Genomic DNA, 21248 nt, shown 5'->3' on the forward strand with positions numbered 1-21248 from the left:
TAGTTGTCGGAGTGTCGGTTCATCGCACCGACTAATGCGACAATTCGGAACAGTGGCGGTGTGGGGTCGGCTCCGATTCGATGACGCCGGATCGCTACGCGGTGTAGGAGGTGTGGGTGGCATGGCAGCGTTCGACCGCGATCTACCTGCTGTCCCGCAGATCCAGGAGCGCTCTCAGCAGGGCGTTCGTGACGCTGTGCGCTCCGATCACTACCGTAACGATGTTGCGCAGCGTCACCGTCGGAGGTCTAGGCTGTCTGCTGTCCCGGAAGATCCATCCGTTTCTAGTGATCGAGAATTCGACGTGACGAGTGCGTTGACGCTGCCCACCGGCAGCCTGCTGGCGTCGTCCTGGCCGGAGACGCCGTCCGGTTCCCAGCCGCTGCCCTTCGAGCTGGACCACCTGCTCGCCCTGCGGGTACCGGGGCTGATCGCGACCCGACGCCACATCCACTCGCACCCGGAGCTGTCCGGCGAGGAGTTCGAGACCGCTTCGCTGATCGCCCGGGAACTCTCCCTGGCCGGGCTGCGGCCCCGGATGCTGCCCAAGGGCAACGGGGTCGTCTGCGACATCGACGGCCGCCCCGACGGGCCGGTGATCGCGTTGCGCGCCGACATCGACGCGCTGCCGCTGACCGACGTCAAGGACGTGCCCTACCGCTCCACCGTGGACGGTGTCTGCCACGCCTGCGGTCACGACGTGCACACCGCCGTCCTGCTCGGCGTCGGCATGCTGCTGGCCCAGCTCGCCGACATCGGCGAGCTGCCCGGCCGGGTCCGGCTGATCTTCCAGCCCGCCGAGGAGATCCTGCCCTGCGGCTCGCTGGAGGTCATCGAGGCCGGCGGCCTGGACGACGTCGTGCAGATCTTCGCCCTGCACTGCGACCCGAACCTGCCGGTGGGCAAGGTCGGCCTGCGGGTCGGCCCGATCACCGCCGCCGCCGACAACGTCACCGTGCGCCTCACCGGCCCCGGCGGGCACACCGCCCGGCCGCACCTGACCGTCGACCTGGTCGACGCCCTCGGCCGGCTGATCACCGAGGTTCCCGCGCTGGTCAGCCGCCGGGTGCCGGCCAACAGCGGACTGCTGCTGGTGTTCGGCCACGCCTCGGCCGGCACCCGCTACAACGTCATCCCCTCCGAGGCGTGCGCCTCGGGCACCCTGCGGGTGATGGACCGCGACACGTGGGAGCAGGCCCCCAAGATCGTCGCCCAGGTCGTCCAGGACGTGATCGCCCCTACCGGCGCCACCGTCGACCTGGAATACCTGCGCGGTCGCCCGCCCGTCAGCAACGACTCCCGTGCCATCGACGTGCTCACCGCTGCCACCGTCGAAGCGCTCGGCCCGGAGGGTGTCGCGGAGACCCCGCAGAGCATGGGCGGCGAGGACTTCTCCTGGTATCTGGAGTACGTCCCCGGGGCGCTCGCCCGGCTCGGGGTCGGTCGCTCCGCGCCGAACATCGACCTGCACCGGGCGTCCTTCGACGTGGACGAACGCGCCATCCCGGCCGGCGTACGGCTCATGGTGCAGACCGCGCTCCGGGCACTGGCGGCGGTGCGCTGACCGCCGCCTCCACCGGCGGCGTCGGCTGTTGACCGGGGGTGGGCCGACCCGCCGGGGCCGCGTCGGCCCGCAGTCGCTGCCGGCGGCGGCGGGTCACCCACCACAGCAGACCCAGCGGTACGCCGAACGCGAGCAGCCACGGCAGGACGGCCCCCAGCACGGTCAGCAGCACCGTCACCGAGGTCAGGAAGACCCGCCAGCCGGCGGACAACCCCACCAGGAAACCGGCCTCGTCCTCCTCGTCGCTGGTGGTGGCGTCCGGCCCGACCAGCGTCACCGTGATCGTCGACAGCGCGGTCAGGTCGGCCAGCCGCCGCTTCTTCGCCTCCAGCGAGGCGAGGTCGGACTCCCGCCGGGCCAGTTCGTTCTCCAGGGACACCAGGTCACTGATCGAGCTGGCCCGCGCCAGCAGTCGCCGCGCACTGTCGACCCGGGCCCGCTGGCTGGCGATCCGGGCGTCGAGGTCGATCGTCTCCTCGGTGACGTCCTGCGTGCCGATCTCCCGCCGCTGCTGGCGACCCAGCCCGGCGATCTCCTCCACCACCGGGGCGAACGCCGCCGCCGGCACCCGCAGCTCCAGGGTGGCCACCGCGTCGGCGGCGGTGCTGCGGCGCTGGTCGCCGCCGACGAAACCGCCGGCCCGGGTGGCCGACGAAATCGCTTCCCGGGCCGCGGCCTCCACGTCGTCCACCTCGACCCGCATCGTTCCGGTGTAGATGATCGCCCGCTGCTCCACCCGCGTGTCGGTCGCGCCCGAGCCACCCTGCTGGGCGGGTGCGTCCGCCCCGCCCCGCTCGCCCGCGCCCGCCCGGGAACCGGCGTCCTCCGCCGCCACGCCCTGTTCCGGCCCTGCCGCCGAGTCGACGCCGCCGTCCGATCCGCTGCCGCAACCGGCCAGCGCCAGCAGGGTGACCAGCGTCGCCACCGTCCATCTCGTACCGTGCCGTCGCACGCTTCGTCCGTCCATCCCCGTCCCTTCGTCGACGCCCCGGCTCCGGGGCGTCTGTCAGACGTGACACGTGGGCACGCCGGTTCCGGCAGACTGCGCTGGGGACATCACGATTCGATATGGGAGGAGTCACGATGCGGCTCACCAAGTACGCCCACTCCTGTCTGCGGGTGGAACACGACGGGGCAGTGCTCGTCGTCGACCCCGGGGTGTTCAGCGACGCCGAGTCGGCGCTCGACGGGGCGGACGCGGTGCTGATCACCCACGAACACCCCGACCACGTCGACGTCGCGGCGCTCGACCGGCACCTGCGGCGGCGGCCCCTCGTCGTGCACGCGCCGGCCTCCCTCGCCGGCACCCTGGGCGACGCCGCCGAGGCCCTGCGCCCGGTGGCTCCGGGCGAGCAGTTCACGGCCGCCGGCATCACCGTGCGCGCCTACGGCGGCCGGCACGCCGTCATCCATCCCGACATCCCGGTCGTCGACAACCTGGCATACCTGATCGGCGACCGCGTCTACCACCCTGGCGACTCCCTCGTGGTGCCCGAGGACGTGCGGGTCGACACCCTCTTCGCGCCCATCCACGCCCCCTGGTCGAAGTTCTCGGAGGTCGTCGACTTCATCCGGGCGGTCGCCCCGCGGCGGGCCTTCGCGCTGCACGACGCGCTGCTCAACGCCAACGGCCTCGGTGTGCTCGACCGGCAGTACACGGCCCTGTCGAACTGCGAGTACCGGCGACTGGAGCCGGGCACCCGGATCGACGGTTGAGCCTCGTGCCCGCTCCCGCCCGCGACGTCGTCCGGCAGCTCTACCGCACGCCTCCGGACCGGTTCGTGGCCGCCCGCGACGCGGCGGTCGCCGACGCCCGGCGCGCCGGGGACCAGGCCGCCGCCCGCGAGATCGCCCGGCTGCGCCGCCCCACGCTGGCCGCCTGGCTGGTGAACCTGCTGGCCATCGAACGCCCCGCACTGGTCGCCGACCTGACGCAGCTCGCGGAGGCGCTGCGGGCCGCCCAGCGTGAGCTGAGCGGGCCCCGCCTGCGGGAACTGTCCGCGCAACGGCGGGCCGCCGTCGGCGCGCTCGTCGCCGAGGTACGCCGGCTCGCGGCCGACACCGACGGTGCCCCGTCGGCAGGCAAGCTGCCGTTGGCCGAGGTCGAGGCGACCCTCAACGCCGCACTGTCCGACACCCGGGTCGCCGAGCAGGTACGCGCCGGCACCCTGTTGCGCGCCGTCAGCCACTCCGGGTTCGGCGAGGTGCCCCGCCCGCAGCTGCGCCTGGTCACCGGTGGGGAGGAACCGCCCGCCCCGGACACCGGCGAGCGGCGGGCAGACCGGGCAGCCCTGCGAGCCGAGCAGGCGCAACGCGCCGCCCGCGCCGAACGGGAACGCCGCCGCCGCGCACTGGAGAAGGAGCTGACCCGGGCGCGTACCGACGAGGAACGGGCGGAGGCTGAGCTGGCCGACGCGACGGCGGCCGAGCGGGACGGCAGCGCCGCCCTGTCGGCGATCGAGGCCCAACTGGCCGAGCTGGAACGCCGCCGGGCCGTCGCCGAGCAGGACCTCAGCCGGTCGCGGCTGGCCCGTCGGGCCGCCGAACGGACCGCCACCGCCGCCCGCCGCCGCACCGGCGAGGTCGAGGCGGCCATCGAGGCCGTCGACGCCGAGGAGGATGACGCCGGTGCCGACGCCGAGGGATGACGCCGGTGCCGACCGACCGGCAGACTGATCCACCATGGACGATCGGGTCGGCCACGGAGTGAACCGATGACCCCGGAACAGGTCGCCGCGGCCAGCAAACCCCTGGTGCTGGCGTTGGGCGAGGCGTACACCCGGTGCCCCACCACGCTGCGCCGGGCCCGGCTGCTCGGCATCTCCGGCTGGGCCTTCTACGTCGCCGGGCGGGCCGGTGCCCTCGGTGACGTCCGGGCCGGCACGGCCGCCGCGGCGCTCGGCTTCATCGCCCCCGACGCGGTCGCCGACGGGTGGGACGCCGCCGCCCGGACGGTCCGCCCCGCCGAGGTCGCCGCCGTGAACCTCGCCGAGTGCTGCCGCTGGGGCGACGAGCAGCTCGGCCGGCTGCCGGGAGTGGACCGCCTCGCGGCGCTGCTCGACCGCGCGGTCGCCGCCGCCGACGCCAGCGGACTGCCGTTGTTCGCCGCCTGGCGGGCCATGCCGGCCCCGGACGGTGGTCCCGGGGCGCGGGCCGCCGCCGCGCTGCGCCTGCTCCGCGAGCACTTCACCGGGGCCCACCTGCTGGCCGTCCGGGCCGCCGGGATGACCCCGCTGGAGGCGGTGCTGGCCGGGCCCGACGGGCAGTTCGGCGCCGCAGCGTGCGGTTGGCCGCCGCCGTACCCGGCGGTCGGCCCCCTGGTGCGTCGGCGGTTGTGGGCCGAGGCGGTCACCGACCGGCTCGCCGCGCCCGCCTTCGCCGCCCTCGGCCCGGCCGCCGGGGCGGAACTGGTGGAACTGCTGGCGGCGGCCCGCCCGCAAGCCCGGCCGGGCAGCCGGTCGCCCGGATGAACGGGCGGTGCCCGCGATGGGCGGCTGCACGGGCGGTGCCCGCGCCGGGCGGAGAAAAATTGGGCGGCGCGCGGGTCGCGCGGCTGCCAGGATCCCCCCGTGACTCTTCCCGCCGGCTGGTCGGCCCGCCGACCCACCCTCGACGACGTGCCCGCGATCCTGACCGTGGTGCACGCCGCCGACACCTTCGCGATCGGCCACCCCGACTTCACCGCCGAGGACGTCGCCGACGCCCTCACCGCCAACTTCCACGACCCGGCCCGCGACGCCTGGCTGGTCACCGCCCCCGACGGGGTGGTGGTGGCCTGGGCCACCATCGACAACCCGACCGGGGTGGGGCGGGAGTTCGTCGAGGTGTACGTCGACCCCGACCGGGCGGCGGCGCTGCGCGCCCCACTGCTGGATCGGCAGCTGCGCCGGGTCGCGGAACGCGCCGCCGAGCGGGGCCTGCCCGGGCTGACCGCGCGCTGCGCCCGCTACGCCCCGGAGGAGCGCTGGGCGGGGGAGCTGGCTGAGGCCGGCTTCACCCTCGTCAAGCGGTACGTGCGGATGACCCGCCCACTGGCCGACCTGCCCGCCGAGCCGCCACCCCCGGCCGGCGTCACCGTCCGACCGCTGCGCGCGGGAGACGAGGCCGACCTGCGGACCGTGCACCGGATCATCGACACCGCCTTCCGGGACACCGCCGACCACGAACCGCTGGACTTCGACCGCTGGCGGGCGAACATCCCGCACCACGGCCGCGACTGGGACGAGTGGTTCGTCGCCGAGGTCGACGGGCTGCCGGCGGGGGCGCTCCAGTCCACCGGGCAGGCGTTGGACCAGGACAGCGGCTGGGTGCGTGCCCTGGCCGTGCTGCCCGCGTACCGGCGGCGGGGAGTGGGGGCGGCCCTGCTGTGGCGGGCCTTCGCCACGTACGCGGCCAAGGGCCGGGCCCACGCCGGGCTGGGCGTCGACCTGAGCAACCCGACCGTCCCGGTGACGCTCTACCGTTCCGTCGGCCTGGCCGAGGTGTTCTGGACCGACATGTACGAGCGGTTCGTCCCCGCCGCCGGTGTGGGATTGGCGACCCCGACCGGGCCCGCCGGGACCCGGCCGGGTGCCCGGTAGCACACTGGACGGGTGGGAGACGCGCTACGCGGACGCGGTGCCGGTGGGGCGGGACCGCAGCTCGGTGACGTAGTCGTCCGGCGCGCCCGCCTTCTCGGCGGCGTTCGCGATCTCCGACAGGTACCACGAGGTGGGCAGACCGCCCTCGTAGCCGTCGAAGACGTAGACCCAGGCCGTGACGTCGCCCTCCAGCGTCGAGACGCGCACGGTGAGCCTCCGGTACGTGCCGGCGGTCACGCCCTCGATCTCGTCGAGCTGTGCGGCGTCGTACGGGTGGATGTCGTAGAGCGCCACGAACACCCGGTCGCCGGGCGATTCGACGACGGTGCTGACCGCGCCCTCCCAGCCGATGACGTCCTCGCCGGCGAACGTGAGCCGCCAGCCCTCCAGCCAGCCGGTGCCCACTATCGGCGAATGCGGACAGTAGGCCCGCATCCGGGCGGGGTCCAGGTTTGAGCCGTAGGCGGCGTAGTGACGCACGGCGATGACGATAGCCCGGTCCGCCGGTGGGGGAGAATACGACGGTGCGTGTCGGACGCGTTCGGGAGAAGAAAGTCACTGTGAGCATCGGTCGGGGGCGAGCGCGGTGAGCGCGAGGAGTGCAGCGGAGCGGAGCCCCGCAGTCGCGAACGAAAGGACGGCGCTGTGAGCCGGATCGTGATCATCGGCGGGGGACCGGCGGGCTACGAGGCGGCGTTGGTCGCCGCCCAGCTGGACGCCGACGTCACCGTCGTGGAGGCCGAGGGCGCGGGCGGGGCCTGCGTGCTGTCCGACTGCGTCCCGTCCAAGACCTTCATCGCCAGCTCCCAGGTGGTCACCGGCTACCGGGACACCGAGGAGTTCGGGGTGCACTCCGACGGGCTGGAGGCCGTCACCGTCGACGCCGCCGCCGTCAACGAACGGGTCAAGCGGCTCGCCCTCGCCCAGTCCGCCGACATCCACGCCAAGCTGGTCAAGGCCGGCGTCACCTTCGTCGCGGGCACCGCCCGGCTGGGCGAGGACACTCTCGGCCACACCCACCGGGTGGTCGTCACCCCGGCCGACGGCTCCGGCGAGTACTCGGTCGCCGCGTCGACCGTGCTGGTCGCCACGGGCGCCACCCCGCGCCAGCTGCCGACCGCCGTGCCCGACGGCGAGCGCATCCTGACCTGGCGTCAGGTGTACGACCTGGCCGAGCTGCCCGAGCACCTGATCGTGGTCGGCTCCGGCGTCACCGGCGCCGAGTTCGCCAGCTCCTACCTGGCGATGGGGGTCGAGGTCACCCTCGTGTCCAGCCGCGACCGGGTCATGCCGCACGAGGACGCGGACGCGGCCATGGCCATCGAACGGGTGTTCCGCAGCCGGGGCATGAGCATCCTCAACAACTCGCGTGCCGACGCGGTGCGCCGCACCGACGCCGGTGTCGAGGTCGAACTGTCCGACGGCCGCCGGGTGTCCGGCTCGCACGCGCTGATCGCCGTCGGCTCCATCCCCAACACCGCCGACCTGGGGCTCGCCGAGTACGGCGTCGAACTGGCCCGGGGTGGCTACGTCACCGTCGACCGGGTGTCCCGCACCAACGTCCCCGGCATCTACGCCGCCGGGGACTGCACGGGGGTGCTCCCGCTGGCCAGCGTCGCCGCCATGCAGGGCCGCATCGCCATGTGGCACGCGCTGGGCGAGGCCGTCCGGCCGCTGCGGCTGCGCACCGTCGCCGCGAACGTCTTCACCGATCCGGAGCTGGCCACCGTGGGGGTCTCGCAGGACGAGGTGGACGCGGGCCGGACGCCGGCCCGGCAGGTCATGCTGCCGCTGTCGGGCAACGCCAGGGCGAAGATGGACGAGGTGGTCGACGGCTTCGTCAAGCTGTTCTGTCGACCGGCCAGCGGCCAGGTCATCGGTGGAGTGGTGGTGGCTCCGAAGGCCAGTGAGCTGATCCTGCCGATCACCATGGCGGTGGAGAACAACCTGACGGTCAACGAGCTGGCCCAGACCATCACCATCTACCCGAGCCTGTCGGGTTCGATCACGGAGGCGGCCCGCCAGCTCATGCTCCACGAACTGGAGTGACCCCGCCTCCCGTCGGGCCGGTCAGTCGGCCCGGGTCTCGACGGTGCTCCGCTGACTGCGGGTGGCGACGAGGGTCATCGCCCAGCCGGCGGCGGCGAAACCGAGGGCGGCGACCCCCGCGATCAGCGCGAGCCGCCAGGCCGAGCTGGTCAGCGCCGTCCCGCCCAGGTGACCGACCAACCCCCCGTACGTCGCCCAGCCCAGCGCCGCCGTGCCCTCGTACAGCAGGAACAGCCGGTACGGGTAGCGGCTGCGCCCGGCGGCGAAGCAGGCCGCCATCCGGCCACCCGGCACGAAACGGCAGAGCAGGATGACCAGCGGCCCCGGACGGCGCAGGCCCCGGGTGACCCGGCCGGCGACCCGGCGGGCCCGGCCGACGGGGCCGGCTCGGGGCTCGCGTCGCCCCGGCGTCCCCCGCCCCAGCAGGTAGCAGGCCAGGTCGCCGGCGAACACGCCGACCGCGCCGACGGCTATGGTCAACGGCAGGTTCAGCCCGCCGTAGACGGTCAGGGCACCACCGGTGATCATCAGAAGCTGGGTGGGGATCACCGGCACGAAGGCGTCGGCGATCAGCAGGCCGAGCAGCGCGAGGTACGCCCAGACCGGCGACGCGACCTCAGTGAGTAGTTCGGGCACCACTGCCACCTCGCGGAATACGGCCGATCGGGCGTACGGAGCCTGACGGCATGTCCGGCGGCACCGGCGGCGACCCCGGCCCGTGGTGACCGTCGACACGGCGGGGGCCTCCCGCATCCGACGAACCGGTGACGGTCGCGGGTCGGCGGGTGCGTCCCGTGATCAACGAGCCGAGGTGGGTGGTGGTTGCGGGTCGGTGGTCGCCGGATCGGCGTGGCTCGGCGTACCGTGGTCCTCGCGCGGCCCCACGACGTCGGGTCCCCGTTCCTGACGGCCGGGCCGCCGGGCCGCCGGCAGGTCCCGTGCCGGCGGCCCTTCCCCTGTCCGGGCTGGGTCGTCGTCCCCGTGCCGACGCCCCGTTAACCGGGTGCGGTGCGGGCCGCCGCGCCGGTACCGTCGCCGCATGCGCAGCGCGGCCGTGACCACGACGTCGGGAGTCCCCGGCGCGCCGCACTGACACATCCGTCGACCAGGCCCCGGGGCGATCCGCCCCGGGGCCTCGCGCGTCCGGACCGGGTCGCCTTCGGGCCGTACCCGAACGAGGAGCGCGACATGATCGACCACCGGAGGCTCGGCCGCGAGCTGGAACTGTTCCTCTCCGACCCACTGGTCGGGGCGGGACTGCCGATCTGGCTGCCGGCCGGCGCCGCGGCCCGGCACGCCGTCGAGGAGTACGTCCGCGAACTGGAGCGGCAGGCCGGTTATCAGCACGTCTACTCGCCTGCGCTGGGTCGGCGGGAGATGTACGTGCGCTCGGGACACCTGGAGTTCTTCGCCGACGACATGTTTCCGCCGATGTCCCTCGGTGGCGACGAGGTGATGCTGCGTCCTTCGCTGTGCCCGCACCACGCCCTGGTGTTCGCAGCGCGCGGGCGTTCCTGGCGGGAGCTGCCGTTGCGGGTGGCGGAGCTGGGCGGCATGTACCGGGCCGAGCGGTCCGGCGTGCTCGGTGGGCTGTCCCGGGTGCGGGCCATCTCGCTCAACGACGCCCACACCTTCTGTGCCGTCGAGCAGGTGGGCGAGGAGGTCGAGGCCGTTCTCGGGCTGATCCGCGAGGCGCACGCCGCGCTCGGCGTACGCCCGGCCGGGTACCGGCTGTCGCTGCGCGGACCGGGCCGGCAGTACGTCGGCGACGAGGCCGGCTGGGCGCTGGCCGAGAAGCTGCTCCGGGCCGCGCTCGCCGGGCTCGACTACGCCGAGGCACCCGGCGAGGCGGCCTTCTACGGTCCCAAGATCGACATACAGATCCGCGACGCGGCCGGGCGGGAGTCCACCATCTCCACCCTTCAACTCGACTTCGACAAGCCCGAGCGGTTCGACCTGTCGTACACCGGCCCGGACGGGGCCCGGCGGCGGCCGGTGATGGTGCACCGCAGCCTGGTGGGCAGCATGGAGCGGTTGTTCGCGTATCTCATCGAGGTGCACGAGGGAGCCTTTCCCGCCTGGTACGCCCCGGTGCACCTGCGGGTGCTGCCGGTCGACGACGGGCAGTCCGGCGCGGCGGCCGACCTGGTCCGTCGGGCGGTAATCGGTGGCCTGCGGGCCGAGGTCGACCGGGGCGGCTCGCTGGGCGCGCGGATCCGCGACGCCGCCCGCCGGAAGACCCCGTACGTCGCAGTGGTGGGCCCGCGCGAGGCGGCCCGGGGGGAGGTCTCCCTGCGCCTGCGCGGCGGGCGTGCCCTCGACCCGGTGCCGGTCGCGGAGGCGCTCGCGCTGATCGGACGGGTGGTCGACACCCGCGCGGCGTCCCTGTTGCCGGCGGGCTGAGCCGGGCGGTGCCGGGGCGGCGATCCGGGGCTGCTCCCCGCCGGCCAGGCCCGTCACCCCGCCGGCCGGCGGTCGGCGGGGTGGCAGGCCCGGCGGGGGGTGGCGACGTCCATGACGTCAGGGTAGGCGCAGGACCGCCACGGACCCAGGGCAACCGAGCACGGCGTCACCAGCTCGTGGGCAGCGGCATGCCCTCGGTGTAGCCGGCGGTGCTCTGCACCCCGACCAGTGCCCGCCGGTGGAACTCCGCGAGGTCACGGGCACCGGCGTAGGTGAACGCGCTGCGCACCCCCGAGATGATCTCGTCGATCAGGTCCTCGACGCCGGGACGGGCCGGGTCGAGGTACATCCGGGCCGAGGAGATGCCCTCCTCGAAGATCGCCTTGCGGGCCCGGTCGAACGGGCTGTCGTCGGCGGTCCGCGCGCTGACCGCCCGCGCCGACGCCATCCCGAAGCTCTCCTTGTACCGGCGGCCGTCGGCGTCGGTGTAGAGGTCGCCGGGAGACTCGTAGGTGCCGGCGAACCAGGAACCGATCATCACGTTCGACGCGCCCGCCGCCAGGGCCAGCGCCACGTCCCGGGGGTGCCGTACGCCACCGTCGGCCCACACGTGCCGGCCCAGCTTCCGGGCCGCAGCCGCGCAGTCGAGCACCGCCGAGAACTGCGGCCGGCCCACCCCGGTCATCATCCGGGTCGTACACATCGCGCCCGGTCCGACGCCGACCTTGACGATGTCCGCTCCCGACTCGACCAGGTCGCGCACCCCGTCGGCGGTCACCACGTTGCCGGCCGCCACCGGCACGCCCGGGTCCAGCCCCCGCACCGTACGCAGCGCGGAGAGCATCCGCTCCTGGTGCCCGTGGGCCGTGTCCACCACCAGCGCGTCGACCCCGGCCGCCAGCAGCGCCGCCGCCTTGCCGGCCACGTCGCCGTTGATGCCCACCGCCGCCGCGACCCGCAGCCGACCCCGGTCGTCCACGGCTGGTCGGTACAGCGTCGCGCGCAGCGCACCCTGGCGGGTGAGCACCCCGACCAGCCGACCCTCGTCGTCCACCACCGGCGCGAGACGCCGCCGGCCCGCCGAGAGCCGGTCGAACCCGGAACGTGGGTCCGCGTCCGCCGGCACCGTGTGCAACTCCGTCGACATCACGTGCCGTAGCTGGGCGAACCGGTCCACGCCGACCGTGTCGGCCTCGGTGACCACGCCCACCGGGCGCCCGGCGTCGTCGACCACCACCACCGCGCCGTGGGACCGCTTCGGCAGCAGATGGATGGCGTCGCCCACGGTGTCGGTCGGACCGAGCGTGATGGCCGTGTCGTGCACCAGATGCCGCCGCTTGACCCAGGCGACCACGGTGGCGACCACCTCGATCGGAATGTCCTGCGGTATCACCGCCATCGCGCCCCGCCGGGCCACCGTCTCGGCCATCCGCCGACCCGCCACCGCCGTCATGTTCGCCACCACCAGCGGGATGGTGGTGCCCGTGCCGTCGGTGGTGGCGAGGTCGACGTCGAGGCGCGAGGCCAGCTCCGAACGGGCCGGTGCCATGAACACGTCGTTGTAGGTGAGGTCGTACGCGGGAATCGTGTCATTCAGGAAACGCACCCGGTCATCATTCCTGGCTACCGCCGCCCATGCCGCCGGTGGTAGCGGAAAGCACCCGCTCAGCCGAGCAGCAGCAACGCCGCCACGACCGCCATCACCAGCGCGATCGTGCCGTCGAGCACCCGCCACACGACAGGGCGGGCGAGCAGCGGGGCGAGCCGGTACGCGCCCGCACCGAGGGCGGCGAACCACACCACGCTGGCCGCCATCGCGCCGATACCGAACAGCCACCGGTGCGCGTGCTGCTGGGCGATGCCACCGAGCAGCAGCACCGTGTCCAGGTAGACGTGCGGGTTGAGGTAGGTGAACGCGAGGCAGGTCAGCAGCGTCGCGCCGAGCCGGGACGGGGGACGCTCGGTCGGCGCGAGTGTGCCGGGACGCAGCGCACGACGCGCGGCGAGGACCGCGTACCCGGCCAGGAAGGCCGCCCCGCCCCAGCGTAGAGCGGTGAGCAGCGCCGGCCGCCCGGCCACCACCGATCCGACCCCGGCGATCCCGATGCTGATCAGCAGGGCGTCGGACACCGCGCAGGTCACCACGACCGGCACGACGTGTTCCCGGCGCAGGCCCTGGCGCAGGACGAAGGCGTTCTGCGCACCGATCGCCACGATCAGGGCGACGGACAGCGAGAAGCCGGCGAGGACGGAGGTGAGCACGCACCGACGGTAGAAGTGTGGACCTGCACCAGTCCAGCTAATGATTCTGACGATGGTTAAGCTCAGCTTGTGACGGGACTGGACTTCACCCAGCTACGTACGCTCACCGCGGTCGTCACCGAAGGCAGCTTCGAGGCGGCGGCCCGGTTTCTGCACGTCACCCCGTCGGCCGTGAGCCAGCGGATCAAGGCGTTGGAGGAGACGGTCGGGCAGGTGCTCGTCCGACGGCACCACCCGTGCGAAGCCACCGAAGCCGGCCGCCCGCTGCTACGCCTCGCCGGGCAGCTCGCCCTCCTCGAGCGCGAGGCGCTGGCCGACGCGCGGGGCCCGCTCGGCGGCGGCCGGGGCCGCACGCGCGTCGCCGTGGTGGTCAACGCCGACTCGCTCGCCACCTGGTTCCCCGCCGCGCTGGCCCGCCTGCCCGCCCGGCCCGAGCTGTCCTTCGACATTCGGCAGGACGACCAGGAACACACCGCCGACCTGCTGCGCGCCGGATCGGTCACGGCCGCGGTGACCGCGCAGCGCGAGGCCGTGCAGGGCTGTCGGGTACGGCGGCTGGGCGCGATGCGCTACCGGGCGCTGGCCGCACCGGCACTGGCGGACCGATGGTTCCCCGACGGGCCCACCCGCGCCGCGCTGACCACGGCACCGGTGATCGTCTTCGACCGCAAGGACCGGGTGCAACACCGGTTCATCCGCTCGGTGACCGGGTGTGCGTTGGAACCACCGGTGCACTACGTGCCGTCGGTGCCGGCGTTCAGCGAGGCGGTGCGGCTCGGGCTCGGCTGGGGCATGGTGCCGGACCAGCTCGCCGCCGCCGACCTGGCTGCCGGGCGCTGCGTCGACCTCGCACCGGGCCGGACGGTGGACATCCCGCTGCACTGGCAGCACTGGCGGCTCGACTCGCCGGTGCTGACCGCGCTGACCGCCGCCGTGTGCGAGGTCGCCGTCGACGCGCTCCACTGACACCGCCCACGCGGCGGAGCCGTTCGGCTCAGGCGATGGTGCAGATCGCGGCACCGGCGGTGATCACCGCACCCACCTCGGCGGACAGGCCGCCGACCGTACCCGCCTTGTGGGCGTGCAGCGGCTGCTCCATCTTCATCGCCTCCAGCACCACCACCAGGTCACCCTCGGCCACCGTGTCCCCCTCGGCCACCGCGATCTTCACGATCGTGCCCTGCATCGGGGAGGTGAGGGCGTCTCCGCTGACCGCCGCGCCGGCCCGGGCCCCGCCGCCCCGGCGGGCCGGCTTACGCGCGGCGGGCGCCGCCGTGGTCGTACCCCCGCCGAAGCCGGTGGGCAGGCTGACCTCCAGCCGCTTGCCACCCACCTCGACCACCACGGTCTCGCGTTCGGCCGGACCCTCGACGGCGCCACCGGGCGCGGTGAACGCCGGCACGGTGTTGTCGAACTCGGTCTCGATCCACCGGGTGTGCACGGTGAACGGCTCGGCGGTGAACGCCTCGTCGCGCACGACCAGCCGGTGGAACGGCAGGGCGGTCGCCATCCCGTCGACGACCATCTCGTCCAGCGCCCGGCGGGCCCGCTCGATCGCCTCGGTCCGCGTCTCGCCGGTGATGATCACCTTGGCGAGCAGTGAGTCGAAGTTCCCGCCGATCACGTCCCCGGCGGAGATCCCGGTGTCCACCCGTACGCCCGGACCGGTCGGCAGCCGCAGCGCGGTGACGGTGCCCGGGGCGGGCAGGAAGTTGCGGCCCGGGTCCTCGCCGTTGATCCGGAACTCGATGGAGTGCCCGCGCGGCGTCGGGTCGTCGGTCAGCCGCAGCTTCTCCCCGGCGGCGATGCGGAACTGCTCGCGGACCAGGTCGATGCCGGCGGTCTCCTCGGTGACCGGGTGCTCCACCTGGAGCCGGGTGTTGACCTCCAGGAAGGAGATCGTGCCGTCCGCGCCGACCAGGTACTCCACCGTGCCGGCGCCGTGGTAGCCGGCCTCCCGGCAGATCGCCTTCGCGGACTCGTGGATCTGCCGGCGCTGGGCATCGGTGAGGAACGGCGCCGGGGCCTCCTCCACCAGCTTCTGGTGGCGGCGCTGGAGCGAACAGTCCCGGGTGCCGACCACGATCACGTTGCCGTGCTGGTCGGCGAGCACCTGCGCCTCGACGTGGCGGGGCTTGTCCAGGTAACGCTCGACGAAGCACTCGCCCCGACCGAACGCGGCGACCGCCTCCCGGGTGGCCGACTCGAACAGGTGCGGGATCTCCTCCATCGTGCGGGCCACCTTGAGACCGCGCCCGCCACCACCGAAGGCCGCCTTGATGGCGACCGGCAGGCCGTGGTCGACGGCGAAGGCCATCACCTCGTCGGCGTTGCCGACCGGGTCCGGCGTGCCGGGCACCAGGGGCGCGCCGGCGCGCTGCGCGATGTGTCGGGCGGTGACCTTGTCACCGAGGTCGCGGATCGCCTGCGGGGTCGGGCCGATCCAGGTCAGCCCGGCGTCGACGACGGCCTGGGCGAAGTCGGCGTTCTCCGAGAGGAAGCCGTAGCCCGGGTGCACCGCGTCGGCACCGGCCTTCGCGGCCACGTCGATCAGCTTGTCGATGCGCAGGTACGACTCGGCTGCGGTGTCGCCGCCCAGCGCGTACGCCTCGTCGGCGAGGGTGGCGTGCAGGGCGTCCCGGTCGGAGTCCGCGTACACGGCGACGCTGCCCAGACCGGCGTCGCGGCAGGCGCGGATGACGCGGACGGCGATCTCGCCACGGTTGGCGATGAGAACCTTACGCACCTTCGAGGCTCCTCCCGGGAGGTTACTGACCGGGAGTGTATCGGCCGCCCCGGTGACCCTAACGATCGCTCAGTGTGGGATGCCGCACTGTCACGCCACGCCCCGGAGGAACGCGCCCTGCCCCGGACGGAGTGGTGTCACACCGCTCTGATGGACTGGCAGCGACGATGGATGCCGACGACGGCGCGAGCGGGGAGCACGGATGATCGAGACCAGAGGGTTGCGGAAGTCGTTCCGCTTCCGGGCCGGTCGGGAGACGAAGACCGTCGACGCGGTACGCGGCGTCGACCTGACGGTGGGGGCCGGGGAGATCTTCGGCTTCCTCGGGCCGAACGGTGCGGGCAAGACGACCACCCTGCGGATGCTCGCCACGCTGATCGAGCCCGACGGTGGCGAGGCCACCATCGCCGGCGTCGACCTGCGCCGGGCCCCGGGTGAGGTGCGCCGCCGCATCGGCTACGTGCCCCAGGGCGGCAGCACCTGGGACGAGTCCACCGCCCGCGAGGAACTGGTGCTCCAGGCCCGGATGTACGGCATCGGCAAGGCCGACGCGCACCGCCGGGCCGCCCGCTCCCTGACGGCCTTCCAGCTCGCCGAGTTCGCCGACCGCAAGTGCAAGACCTACTCCGGCGGTCAGCGTCGGCGGGTCGAGATCGCCCTCGGCATCATCCACGAGCCGAAGATCGTCTTCCTGGACGAGCCCACCACCGGGCTCGACCCGCAGAGCCGGGCACACATGTGGGACGAGATCCGCCGCCTGCGCACCGACGGCATGACGGTCTTCATCACCACCCACTACCTCGACGAGGCCGACGCGCTCTGCGACCGCATCGCGATCATGGATCACGGCGAGGTGGTGGCCGAGGGCACCCCGGCCGGTCTCAAGCGGGAGATCTCCGGCGACGTGGTGCTCGTCGGCCTCGACGCGGCCACCACCCCGCAGGCCGCGTCGCTGCTCGACGGCGAGGAGTTCGTCAACAAGCTGGAGACCTCCGACGCCGGTGGCGTACGGCTGTTCGTCGACGACGGTGCCACCGCCATCCCGCAGATCCTGCGCCGCATCGACAGCGCCGGGATCGACCTGCGCTCCATCGAGCTGCACCGGCCCAGCCTCGACGACGTCTTCCTCACCAAGACCGGCCGCTCGCTGCGCGAGTCCTGACCGACGGAGCCCTGATGAAACTCGCCCGCGACACCTGGCTGATCTTCCAACGGCAGCTTCACCTGCTGCTACGCAACCCCGTCTGGGTCATGGTCGGCATCTTCCAGCCGGTGATGTACCTGCTGCTGTTCGCCCCGCTGCTCAAGCCCGCCCTCGGCGCGGCCACCCAGGCCGAGGCCTACAAGATCTTCGTGCCCGGCCTGCTGGTGCTGCTGGCCATCTTCGGTGGCCTGTTCCAGGGCTTCGGCCTGATCGCCGAGCTGCGCGCCGGGGTCATCGAACGATCCCGGGTCACCCCGGTCAGCCGCCTGGCGCTGCTGCTCGGCCGCTCGCTGCGGGACGTGGTGTCGCTGCTCGTGCAGGCCGTGATCATCACCCTGCTGGCGTTGCTGTTCGAACTGCGGGTGTTCATCGGCGACCTGCTGCTGGCCTACCTGATGCTGGCCCTGATCGCGCTGATGACCTCCGCCGTCTCCTACGGTGTCGCACTCAAGGTCAAGAGCGAGGACGCGCTGGCCCCCCTGGTTAACACGGTCGCCCAGCCGGTACTGCTGCTCTCCGGGATCCTGCTTCCGCTCACCTTCGCCCCGGGCTGGCTCCAGGGCATCGCCAAGTGGAACCCCTTCTCCTGGGCCGTCGACGGCACCCGCGCACTCTTCTCCGGTGACCTCGGCAACGACCGGGTCTGGCAGGGGCTGGCCATCATCGCGGTGCTCGCCGCCGCCGGGGTGGTCTGGGCGGCCCGGCAGTTCGCCCACAGCATCCGCTGACTGGTGGCCGGGCTTCAGTGCACCCGGGCCAACGTCAGCCCGTCGGCGATCGGCAGCATGACGGCCTCCACCCGCACGTCGGCCAGCACGTCGTCGTTGAACGCGGCGATCGCCCGGTCGTCGGCGTTCTGCGGCGCGATCACCCGGCCGTGGCGCAGCACGTTGTCCACTGCGATCACCCCGCCGGGGCGCATCCGTGGCACCAGCTCGGCCCAGTAGATCGGGTAGCCGGTCTTGTCGGCGTCGATGAAGGCGAAGTCCAGGTACCGCTCGTGCGGCAACTCCCGCAGGGTGTCGGCCGCCGGACCGATGCGGAGGTCGATCCGGTCGTCCACGCCCGCGCGGGCCCAGTAGCCCCGGGCGATGCCCGTGTACTCCGCTGAGATGTCGAAACAGGTCAACCGGCCGTCCTCCGGCAGCCCCCGGGCGATGGCCAGCGACGACAGCCCGGTGAACGTACCCACCTCCACCGCCTGACGAACGCCGAGCAGCCGGGTGAGGAAGGTCAGGAACGCGGCCTGCTCCGGGGCCACCTGCATCGTCGCCCGGTCGGGCAGCACGGCCAGCGTCTCCGCAGCGAGGTCACGAATGATCTCGTCGGGCGGGGAGCCGTGAGCCACCAGGTACGCGTGCAGGTCGTCGGTGAGCGGGATCGACTTGAGTGTCATGACCGGACGCTAGCCGAGCGGTTCGACCGTCTGGTTGCCGGGCGCGACCTTCGTCCACAGATCGGTGATCCGCAGGCCGAGTTCCGCCAGCAGCCGCCGCAGCAACGGCAGGCTCAGGCCGACGACCGTCCCGTGGTCACCTTCGATCCGCTCCACGAAAGCCCCACCCAACCCGTCGATGGTGAACGCACCGGCCACCGCGAGCGGTTCGCCCGTGCCCACGTACGTGGCGATCTCCGCATCGTCGATGTCCGCGAAGTGCACCACCGTGGACGCCACCGCCTCGGCGCGATGGCCGGTCACCATGTCGATCAGGCAGTGCCCGCTGTGCAGCACACCGCTGCGTCCCCGCATCCGCTCCCACCGTCGAGTAGCGTCCGCCGCGTCGACCGGCTTGCCCAGGATCTCGCCGTCGAAGGCAAGCACCGAATCACAGCCCAGCACCAGCGTCTGTTGCACTCTGCCCGAGCCGCCGACGGGCGTCGCACCGTTCGCGGTGGGCGGCTGCAGCCGCGTCACCACCGCCTGCGCCTTGCGCCGAGCCAGTTCCAGGCACAGGTCCTCGGCCCGCTCGGTCACCACCAGCGATTCGTCCACCCCGCTGACCAGCACGTCCGGCTCGATGCCAGCGGCTTGAAGCGTCCTGCGACGAGCGGGGCTCGCCGAGGCGAGCACGAGACGGAGCGGCAGCGATTCGGACATGCCGCCGACGTTACCGGCTCACCCCTCGCGTCGGTCCCGCGCCACCGCTGCCCTACGCCAGGAAGCCGGTCAACGACTGATCCGAGGTGGAGGATCATCCGCGCGGCGACGGCGGCGGGCGTAGAGGGCCCAGCCCCCACCCGCAGCCAGAACGACGCCGAGGGTGGCCCAGCCTCGTACCGTCCCACCGTCACCCCCGCCGTTCGAAGGCCCCGCCGCTGTGGTGGAGGTGGCAGCGGTGGCCGCTCCCGTCGGCGGTGACGTGAAACCCCTCGGCGGTACGTCCGCAGTCAACGCCGCCACCAGGTCGATGACGCCGTGGCCGTACTGGTCGTCGCGCCCGGGCGGTCCCTTGTCGATGGCTGTGGCGGTCAGGCGGTGTACGACCTCGTCTGCCGGCAGGTACGGATACTTCGCCCTGATCAACGCAACCGCCCCGGCAACAATAGCCGCAGAGTTAGATGTTCCACTGCTCCTGCGGTACTTCGCGCCGGTGTTGGTGCTGTAGATGTTCACTGCTGGCGCGACCACGTCAATTTGTGGTCCAGTAACTGATATCTTTGCGTGGTTTCCGTGGCGGTCGATGCCTCCTACTCCTACTACGCCGTCAGCGGCTGCTGGGAAGATCACGGTCGAGTCTTCTGGTATGTTGCCGGCTGCTGCGACGACAACGACATTGGCTGCTCGGGCGGCCTGTAATGCGCGGAAAAGATGCGGGCTTCCTGCGCCTCCGCCGGAGACGCTGACTACATCTGCACCCGCTGCAATGGCATACTCGATGGCGATTGCTAGACGGTCGGCATTTCCCTCGTTGGTGGCGGTGGAGGTCTTTAGTGGAATTATGCGCGCCTTAGGTGCTATCCCTAAGGCCCCGGTTTCGTCCGGTTGTCCATGAGCGCCTATGAGGCCAGCCATTGCTGTTCCATGTCCGTTTGGGTCCTTCATGCCTTCCTTGGCATCTCCTGGCAGGAAGTTGGCGCCGGGAAGGAGATTCAACCGAAGGTCCGGATGGGCATCGACGCCCGTGTCGGGAAGTGCCACAACCACACCTTCGCCCCGACTTATCTGATGAGCCTGCGCAAGCTTAAGAAACTGGAGATGCCATTGATCTCCACGAACCTGGCTGGTACCATGCGGTGCTGCCGCGTGGGCGCTTCCGCTGGCTGGCGTGGCAGTACAGACTGCGACAGCGAGAGTTAACAACACAAGGCTGCCCAACGCCCTGCGAATGGTCACCTGTTAAAGCCGATAGCGGGACCGGGGTCGATGGGACCGTCGTCCTTAGGTGGACGAACCACGGGATCCACCCCTTGGTTGGTCTCCCAAGGATGATCAGGGTCCCAGGTGCGTGGTTCGTCATCTCTGCGTTCGGGCCTCAACGGTCGGCCGCTATTCAAGCCTACTCCTGTACTGCCGGGAAAACCGCCGATTGGCGGAATTGCCTGAGCTCCTGGAAAGGATCTTCCGCCACCAGGGCGGGAACCGGCTCCGCCGGTAGGCGCAGTGCCTGCGCCGCCGCCTCCAATCACTCCACCGATCGGATTGACCCGACGCGGTTGAGGGCCCCCGGACGCAGGCTGGCCCAGGCCGGTGCCGGGGAGCCCACCGATTAATCCGCCCGGAGGCATCGCGCGAGACACATTCGTCCCTCGATGCGACGGATTATTGGCATCACCGACGGTAGGACGTCCGAGTGGGCCTGGGCCACTGCTGCTAGGCCTACCGCCTGTGCCGATCGGAGGGCTCGGCGGAACGCCTATGGCGGGCGGCGTGGTCGGCCCGGGCGGAGGAGGGCTAGGTAGGCCAGGATGGGTGGGTGCCGGAGCCAGGCCAGGGTTCGCGCCCCCAAGAACTGGGCCGACTGCAGGTGTTAGAGATGCGGGTACATGACGGGATGACTTCGGTCCAGTAGCTGAGGGGGATGCGACTGTCGGCAAGGGCACTGGCACAATGGGTGGAATCACCGGTATTGATGCGGCGCCATAAGGTTCTGAGAATTCAGGAGCGCGATCGAACTGTCGGGGTGATGTCGGGGGTTGGCGGAGCATTACTTGGGCTTGCTGAAGTTCACCGCTGAGCCCGTACATGATGCCGCGTGCCTGGACGTTCAACCGTTCCAGATCCGCATCCGTCACCGGCGGCTGGGAGGTCCGGCTTCCTGCGACCGCCTTCGGGTCCGCCGCCGTCTCCTCCCAGGCCAGCTTCTGTTGCCGCTTCGCGGCGTACTGGTCGAAGATCTCCCGGAGCTTGGCCCGGCTAGCGCTGATCGCCTGGACGGCCGCCGACAGGGCGGTGTAGTTGCTGGCGGCGGCGTCGTGCGTTTGCTGCACCTGTTCGATCAG

The 21248-nt window shown here is 72.3% G+C and carries 19 protein-coding genes; 10 read left to right on the forward strand and 9 right to left on the reverse strand.

Annotated features, from left to right (window positions below):
• The first annotated feature begins 304 nt into the window (after positions 1–304).
• Positions 305–1564, forward strand: a complete 1260-nt coding sequence (locus GA0070616_RS17125) for an amidohydrolase (RefSeq protein ID WP_091083355.1) — start codon at positions 305–307, stop codon at positions 1562–1564.
• On the opposite strand, the gene GA0070616_RS17130 is transcribed toward GA0070616_RS17125, so the two are convergent.
• The gene (locus GA0070616_RS17130; RefSeq protein WP_091083358.1) at positions 1521–2531 is read right to left on the reverse strand and encodes a DUF4349 domain-containing protein; all 1011 of its coding nucleotides are present in this window, start codon (positions 2529–2531) and stop codon (positions 1521–1523) included. The two genes, GA0070616_RS17125 and GA0070616_RS17130, sit on opposite strands and share 44 nt — an antisense overlap.
• A gap of 116 nt (positions 2532–2647) precedes the next feature.
• On the opposite strand from GA0070616_RS17130, the gene GA0070616_RS17135 reads away from it, so the two are divergent.
• The 4 genes from GA0070616_RS17135 (at position 2648) to GA0070616_RS17150 (ending at position 6144) form a co-directional block, all read left to right on the forward strand.
• Positions 2648–3280: an MBL fold metallo-hydrolase gene (locus GA0070616_RS17135; protein WP_091083360.1), complete on the forward strand. Its 633-nt coding sequence runs from the start codon at positions 2648–2650 to the stop codon at positions 3278–3280.
• A gap of 5 nt (positions 3281–3285) precedes the next feature.
• Positions 3286–4212, forward strand: coding sequence for a hypothetical protein (locus GA0070616_RS17140; RefSeq protein WP_091083365.1), 927 nt, complete (start codon positions 3286–3288; stop codon positions 4210–4212).
• A gap of 66 nt (positions 4213–4278) precedes the next feature.
• The gene (locus GA0070616_RS17145; protein WP_091083367.1) at positions 4279–5034 is read left to right on the forward strand and encodes an SCO6745 family protein; all 756 of its coding nucleotides are present in this window, start codon (positions 4279–4281) and stop codon (positions 5032–5034) included.
• A gap of 99 nt (positions 5035–5133) precedes the next feature.
• On the forward strand, positions 5134–6144 hold the full coding sequence (locus tag GA0070616_RS17150; RefSeq protein WP_091083371.1) for a GNAT family N-acetyltransferase: 1011 nt from the start codon (positions 5134–5136) through the stop codon (positions 6142–6144).
• A 24-nt stretch (positions 6145–6168) separates the two neighbouring features.
• On the opposite strand, the gene GA0070616_RS17155 is transcribed toward GA0070616_RS17150, so the two are convergent.
• On the reverse strand, positions 6169–6624 hold the full coding sequence (locus tag GA0070616_RS17155) for a gamma-glutamylcyclotransferase (RefSeq protein ID WP_091083375.1): 456 nt from the start codon (positions 6622–6624) through the stop codon (positions 6169–6171).
• 165 nt (positions 6625–6789) lie between these two features.
• On the opposite strand from GA0070616_RS17155, the gene GA0070616_RS17160 reads away from it, so the two are divergent.
• On the forward strand, positions 6790–8193 hold the full coding sequence (locus GA0070616_RS17160; protein WP_091083381.1) for an NAD(P)H-quinone dehydrogenase: 1404 nt from the start codon (positions 6790–6792) through the stop codon (positions 8191–8193).
• A gap of 21 nt (positions 8194–8214) precedes the next feature.
• On the opposite strand, the gene GA0070616_RS17165 is transcribed toward GA0070616_RS17160, so the two are convergent.
• Positions 8215–8829, reverse strand: coding sequence for a DedA family protein (locus tag GA0070616_RS17165; protein WP_091090991.1), 615 nt, complete (start codon positions 8827–8829; stop codon positions 8215–8217).
• 372 nt (positions 8830–9201) lie between these two features.
• On the opposite strand from GA0070616_RS17165, the gene thrS reads away from it, so the two are divergent.
• Positions 9202–10596 (forward strand): threonine--tRNA ligase, encoded by a 1395-nt coding sequence (thrS, locus tag GA0070616_RS17170; protein WP_342672276.1) that lies wholly within the window; start codon positions 9202–9204, stop codon positions 10594–10596.
• A gap of 166 nt (positions 10597–10762) precedes the next feature.
• On the opposite strand, the gene GA0070616_RS17175 is transcribed toward thrS, so the two are convergent.
• Positions 10763–12202: a GuaB1 family IMP dehydrogenase-related protein gene (locus GA0070616_RS17175; RefSeq protein ID WP_091083385.1), complete on the reverse strand. Its 1440-nt coding sequence runs from the start codon at positions 12200–12202 to the stop codon at positions 10763–10765.
• Positions 12203–12261: 59 nt separating this feature from the next.
• The gene (locus tag GA0070616_RS17180) at positions 12262–12858 is read right to left on the reverse strand and encodes a LysE/ArgO family amino acid transporter (protein WP_091083389.1); all 597 of its coding nucleotides are present in this window, start codon (positions 12856–12858) and stop codon (positions 12262–12264) included.
• Positions 12859–12927: 69 nt separating this feature from the next.
• Between GA0070616_RS17180 and GA0070616_RS17185 the strand changes: the two genes are divergently transcribed.
• The gene (locus tag GA0070616_RS17185) at positions 12928–13824 is read left to right on the forward strand and encodes a LysR family transcriptional regulator ArgP (RefSeq protein ID WP_091083392.1); all 897 of its coding nucleotides are present in this window, start codon (positions 12928–12930) and stop codon (positions 13822–13824) included.
• Positions 13825–13852: 28 nt separating this feature from the next.
• Here GA0070616_RS17185 and GA0070616_RS17190 read toward each other — a convergent pair whose 3' ends face one another.
• Positions 13853–15604, reverse strand: a complete 1752-nt coding sequence (locus tag GA0070616_RS17190; RefSeq protein ID WP_091083395.1) for an acetyl/propionyl/methylcrotonyl-CoA carboxylase subunit alpha — start codon at positions 15602–15604, stop codon at positions 13853–13855.
• Between the two features lie 202 nt (positions 15605–15806).
• Here GA0070616_RS17190 and GA0070616_RS17195 point away from each other — a divergent pair, with 202 nt between their 5' ends.
• Positions 15807–16766, forward strand: coding sequence for an ATP-binding cassette domain-containing protein (locus tag GA0070616_RS17195; RefSeq protein ID WP_091083397.1), 960 nt, complete (start codon positions 15807–15809; stop codon positions 16764–16766).
• A 14-nt stretch (positions 16767–16780) separates the two neighbouring features.
• The gene (locus GA0070616_RS17200) at positions 16781–17536 is read left to right on the forward strand and encodes an ABC transporter permease (protein ID WP_091083400.1); all 756 of its coding nucleotides are present in this window, start codon (positions 16781–16783) and stop codon (positions 17534–17536) included.
• A 14-nt stretch (positions 17537–17550) separates the two neighbouring features.
• Here GA0070616_RS17200 and GA0070616_RS17205 read toward each other — a convergent pair whose 3' ends face one another.
• From GA0070616_RS17205 to GA0070616_RS17215, 3 genes are all read right to left on the reverse strand, one after another.
• Positions 17551–18204, reverse strand: coding sequence for an O-methyltransferase (locus GA0070616_RS17205; protein ID WP_091083402.1), 654 nt, complete (start codon positions 18202–18204; stop codon positions 17551–17553).
• Between the two features lie 9 nt (positions 18205–18213).
• On the reverse strand, positions 18214–18906 hold the full coding sequence (locus GA0070616_RS17210; RefSeq protein ID WP_091083407.1) for a Maf family protein: 693 nt from the start codon (positions 18904–18906) through the stop codon (positions 18214–18216).
• Positions 18907–18975: 69 nt separating this feature from the next.
• Positions 18976–20136, reverse strand: a complete 1161-nt coding sequence (locus GA0070616_RS17215) for a S8 family serine peptidase (protein WP_425413001.1) — start codon at positions 20134–20136, stop codon at positions 18976–18978.
• Positions 20137–21248: the final 1112 nt, after the last annotated feature.

The organism is Micromonospora nigra (genome assembly GCF_900091585.1).
Classification (GTDB): domain Bacteria; phylum Actinomycetota; class Actinomycetes; order Mycobacteriales; family Micromonosporaceae; genus Micromonospora; species Micromonospora nigra.

Bases quoted from the DNA above. Each gene is read 5' to 3' on its own strand.
- GA0070616_RS17130 (WP_091083358.1), bottom strand. From the start codon at position 2,531: ATGGACGGACGAAGCGTGCGACGGCACGGTACGAGATGGACGGTGGCG.
- GA0070616_RS17135 (WP_091083360.1), top strand. From the start codon at position 2,648: ATGCGGCTCACCAAGTACGCCCACTCCTGTCTGCGGGTGGAACACGAC.
- GA0070616_RS17145 (WP_091083367.1), top strand. From the start codon at position 4,279: ATGACCCCGGAACAGGTCGCCGCGGCCAGCAAACCCCTGGTGCTGGCG.
- GA0070616_RS17195 (WP_091083397.1), top strand. From the start codon at position 15,807: ATGATCGAGACCAGAGGGTTGCGGAAGTCGTTCCGCTTCCGGGCCGGT.
- GA0070616_RS17200 (WP_091083400.1), top strand. From the start codon at position 16,781: ATGAAACTCGCCCGCGACACCTGGCTGATCTTCCAACGGCAGCTTCAC.
- GA0070616_RS17205 (WP_091083402.1), bottom strand. From the start codon at position 18,204: ATGACACTCAAGTCGATCCCGCTCACCGACGACCTGCACGCGTACCTG.
- GA0070616_RS17210 (WP_091083407.1), bottom strand. From the start codon at position 18,906: ATGTCCGAATCGCTGCCGCTCCGTCTCGTGCTCGCCTCGGCGAGCCCC.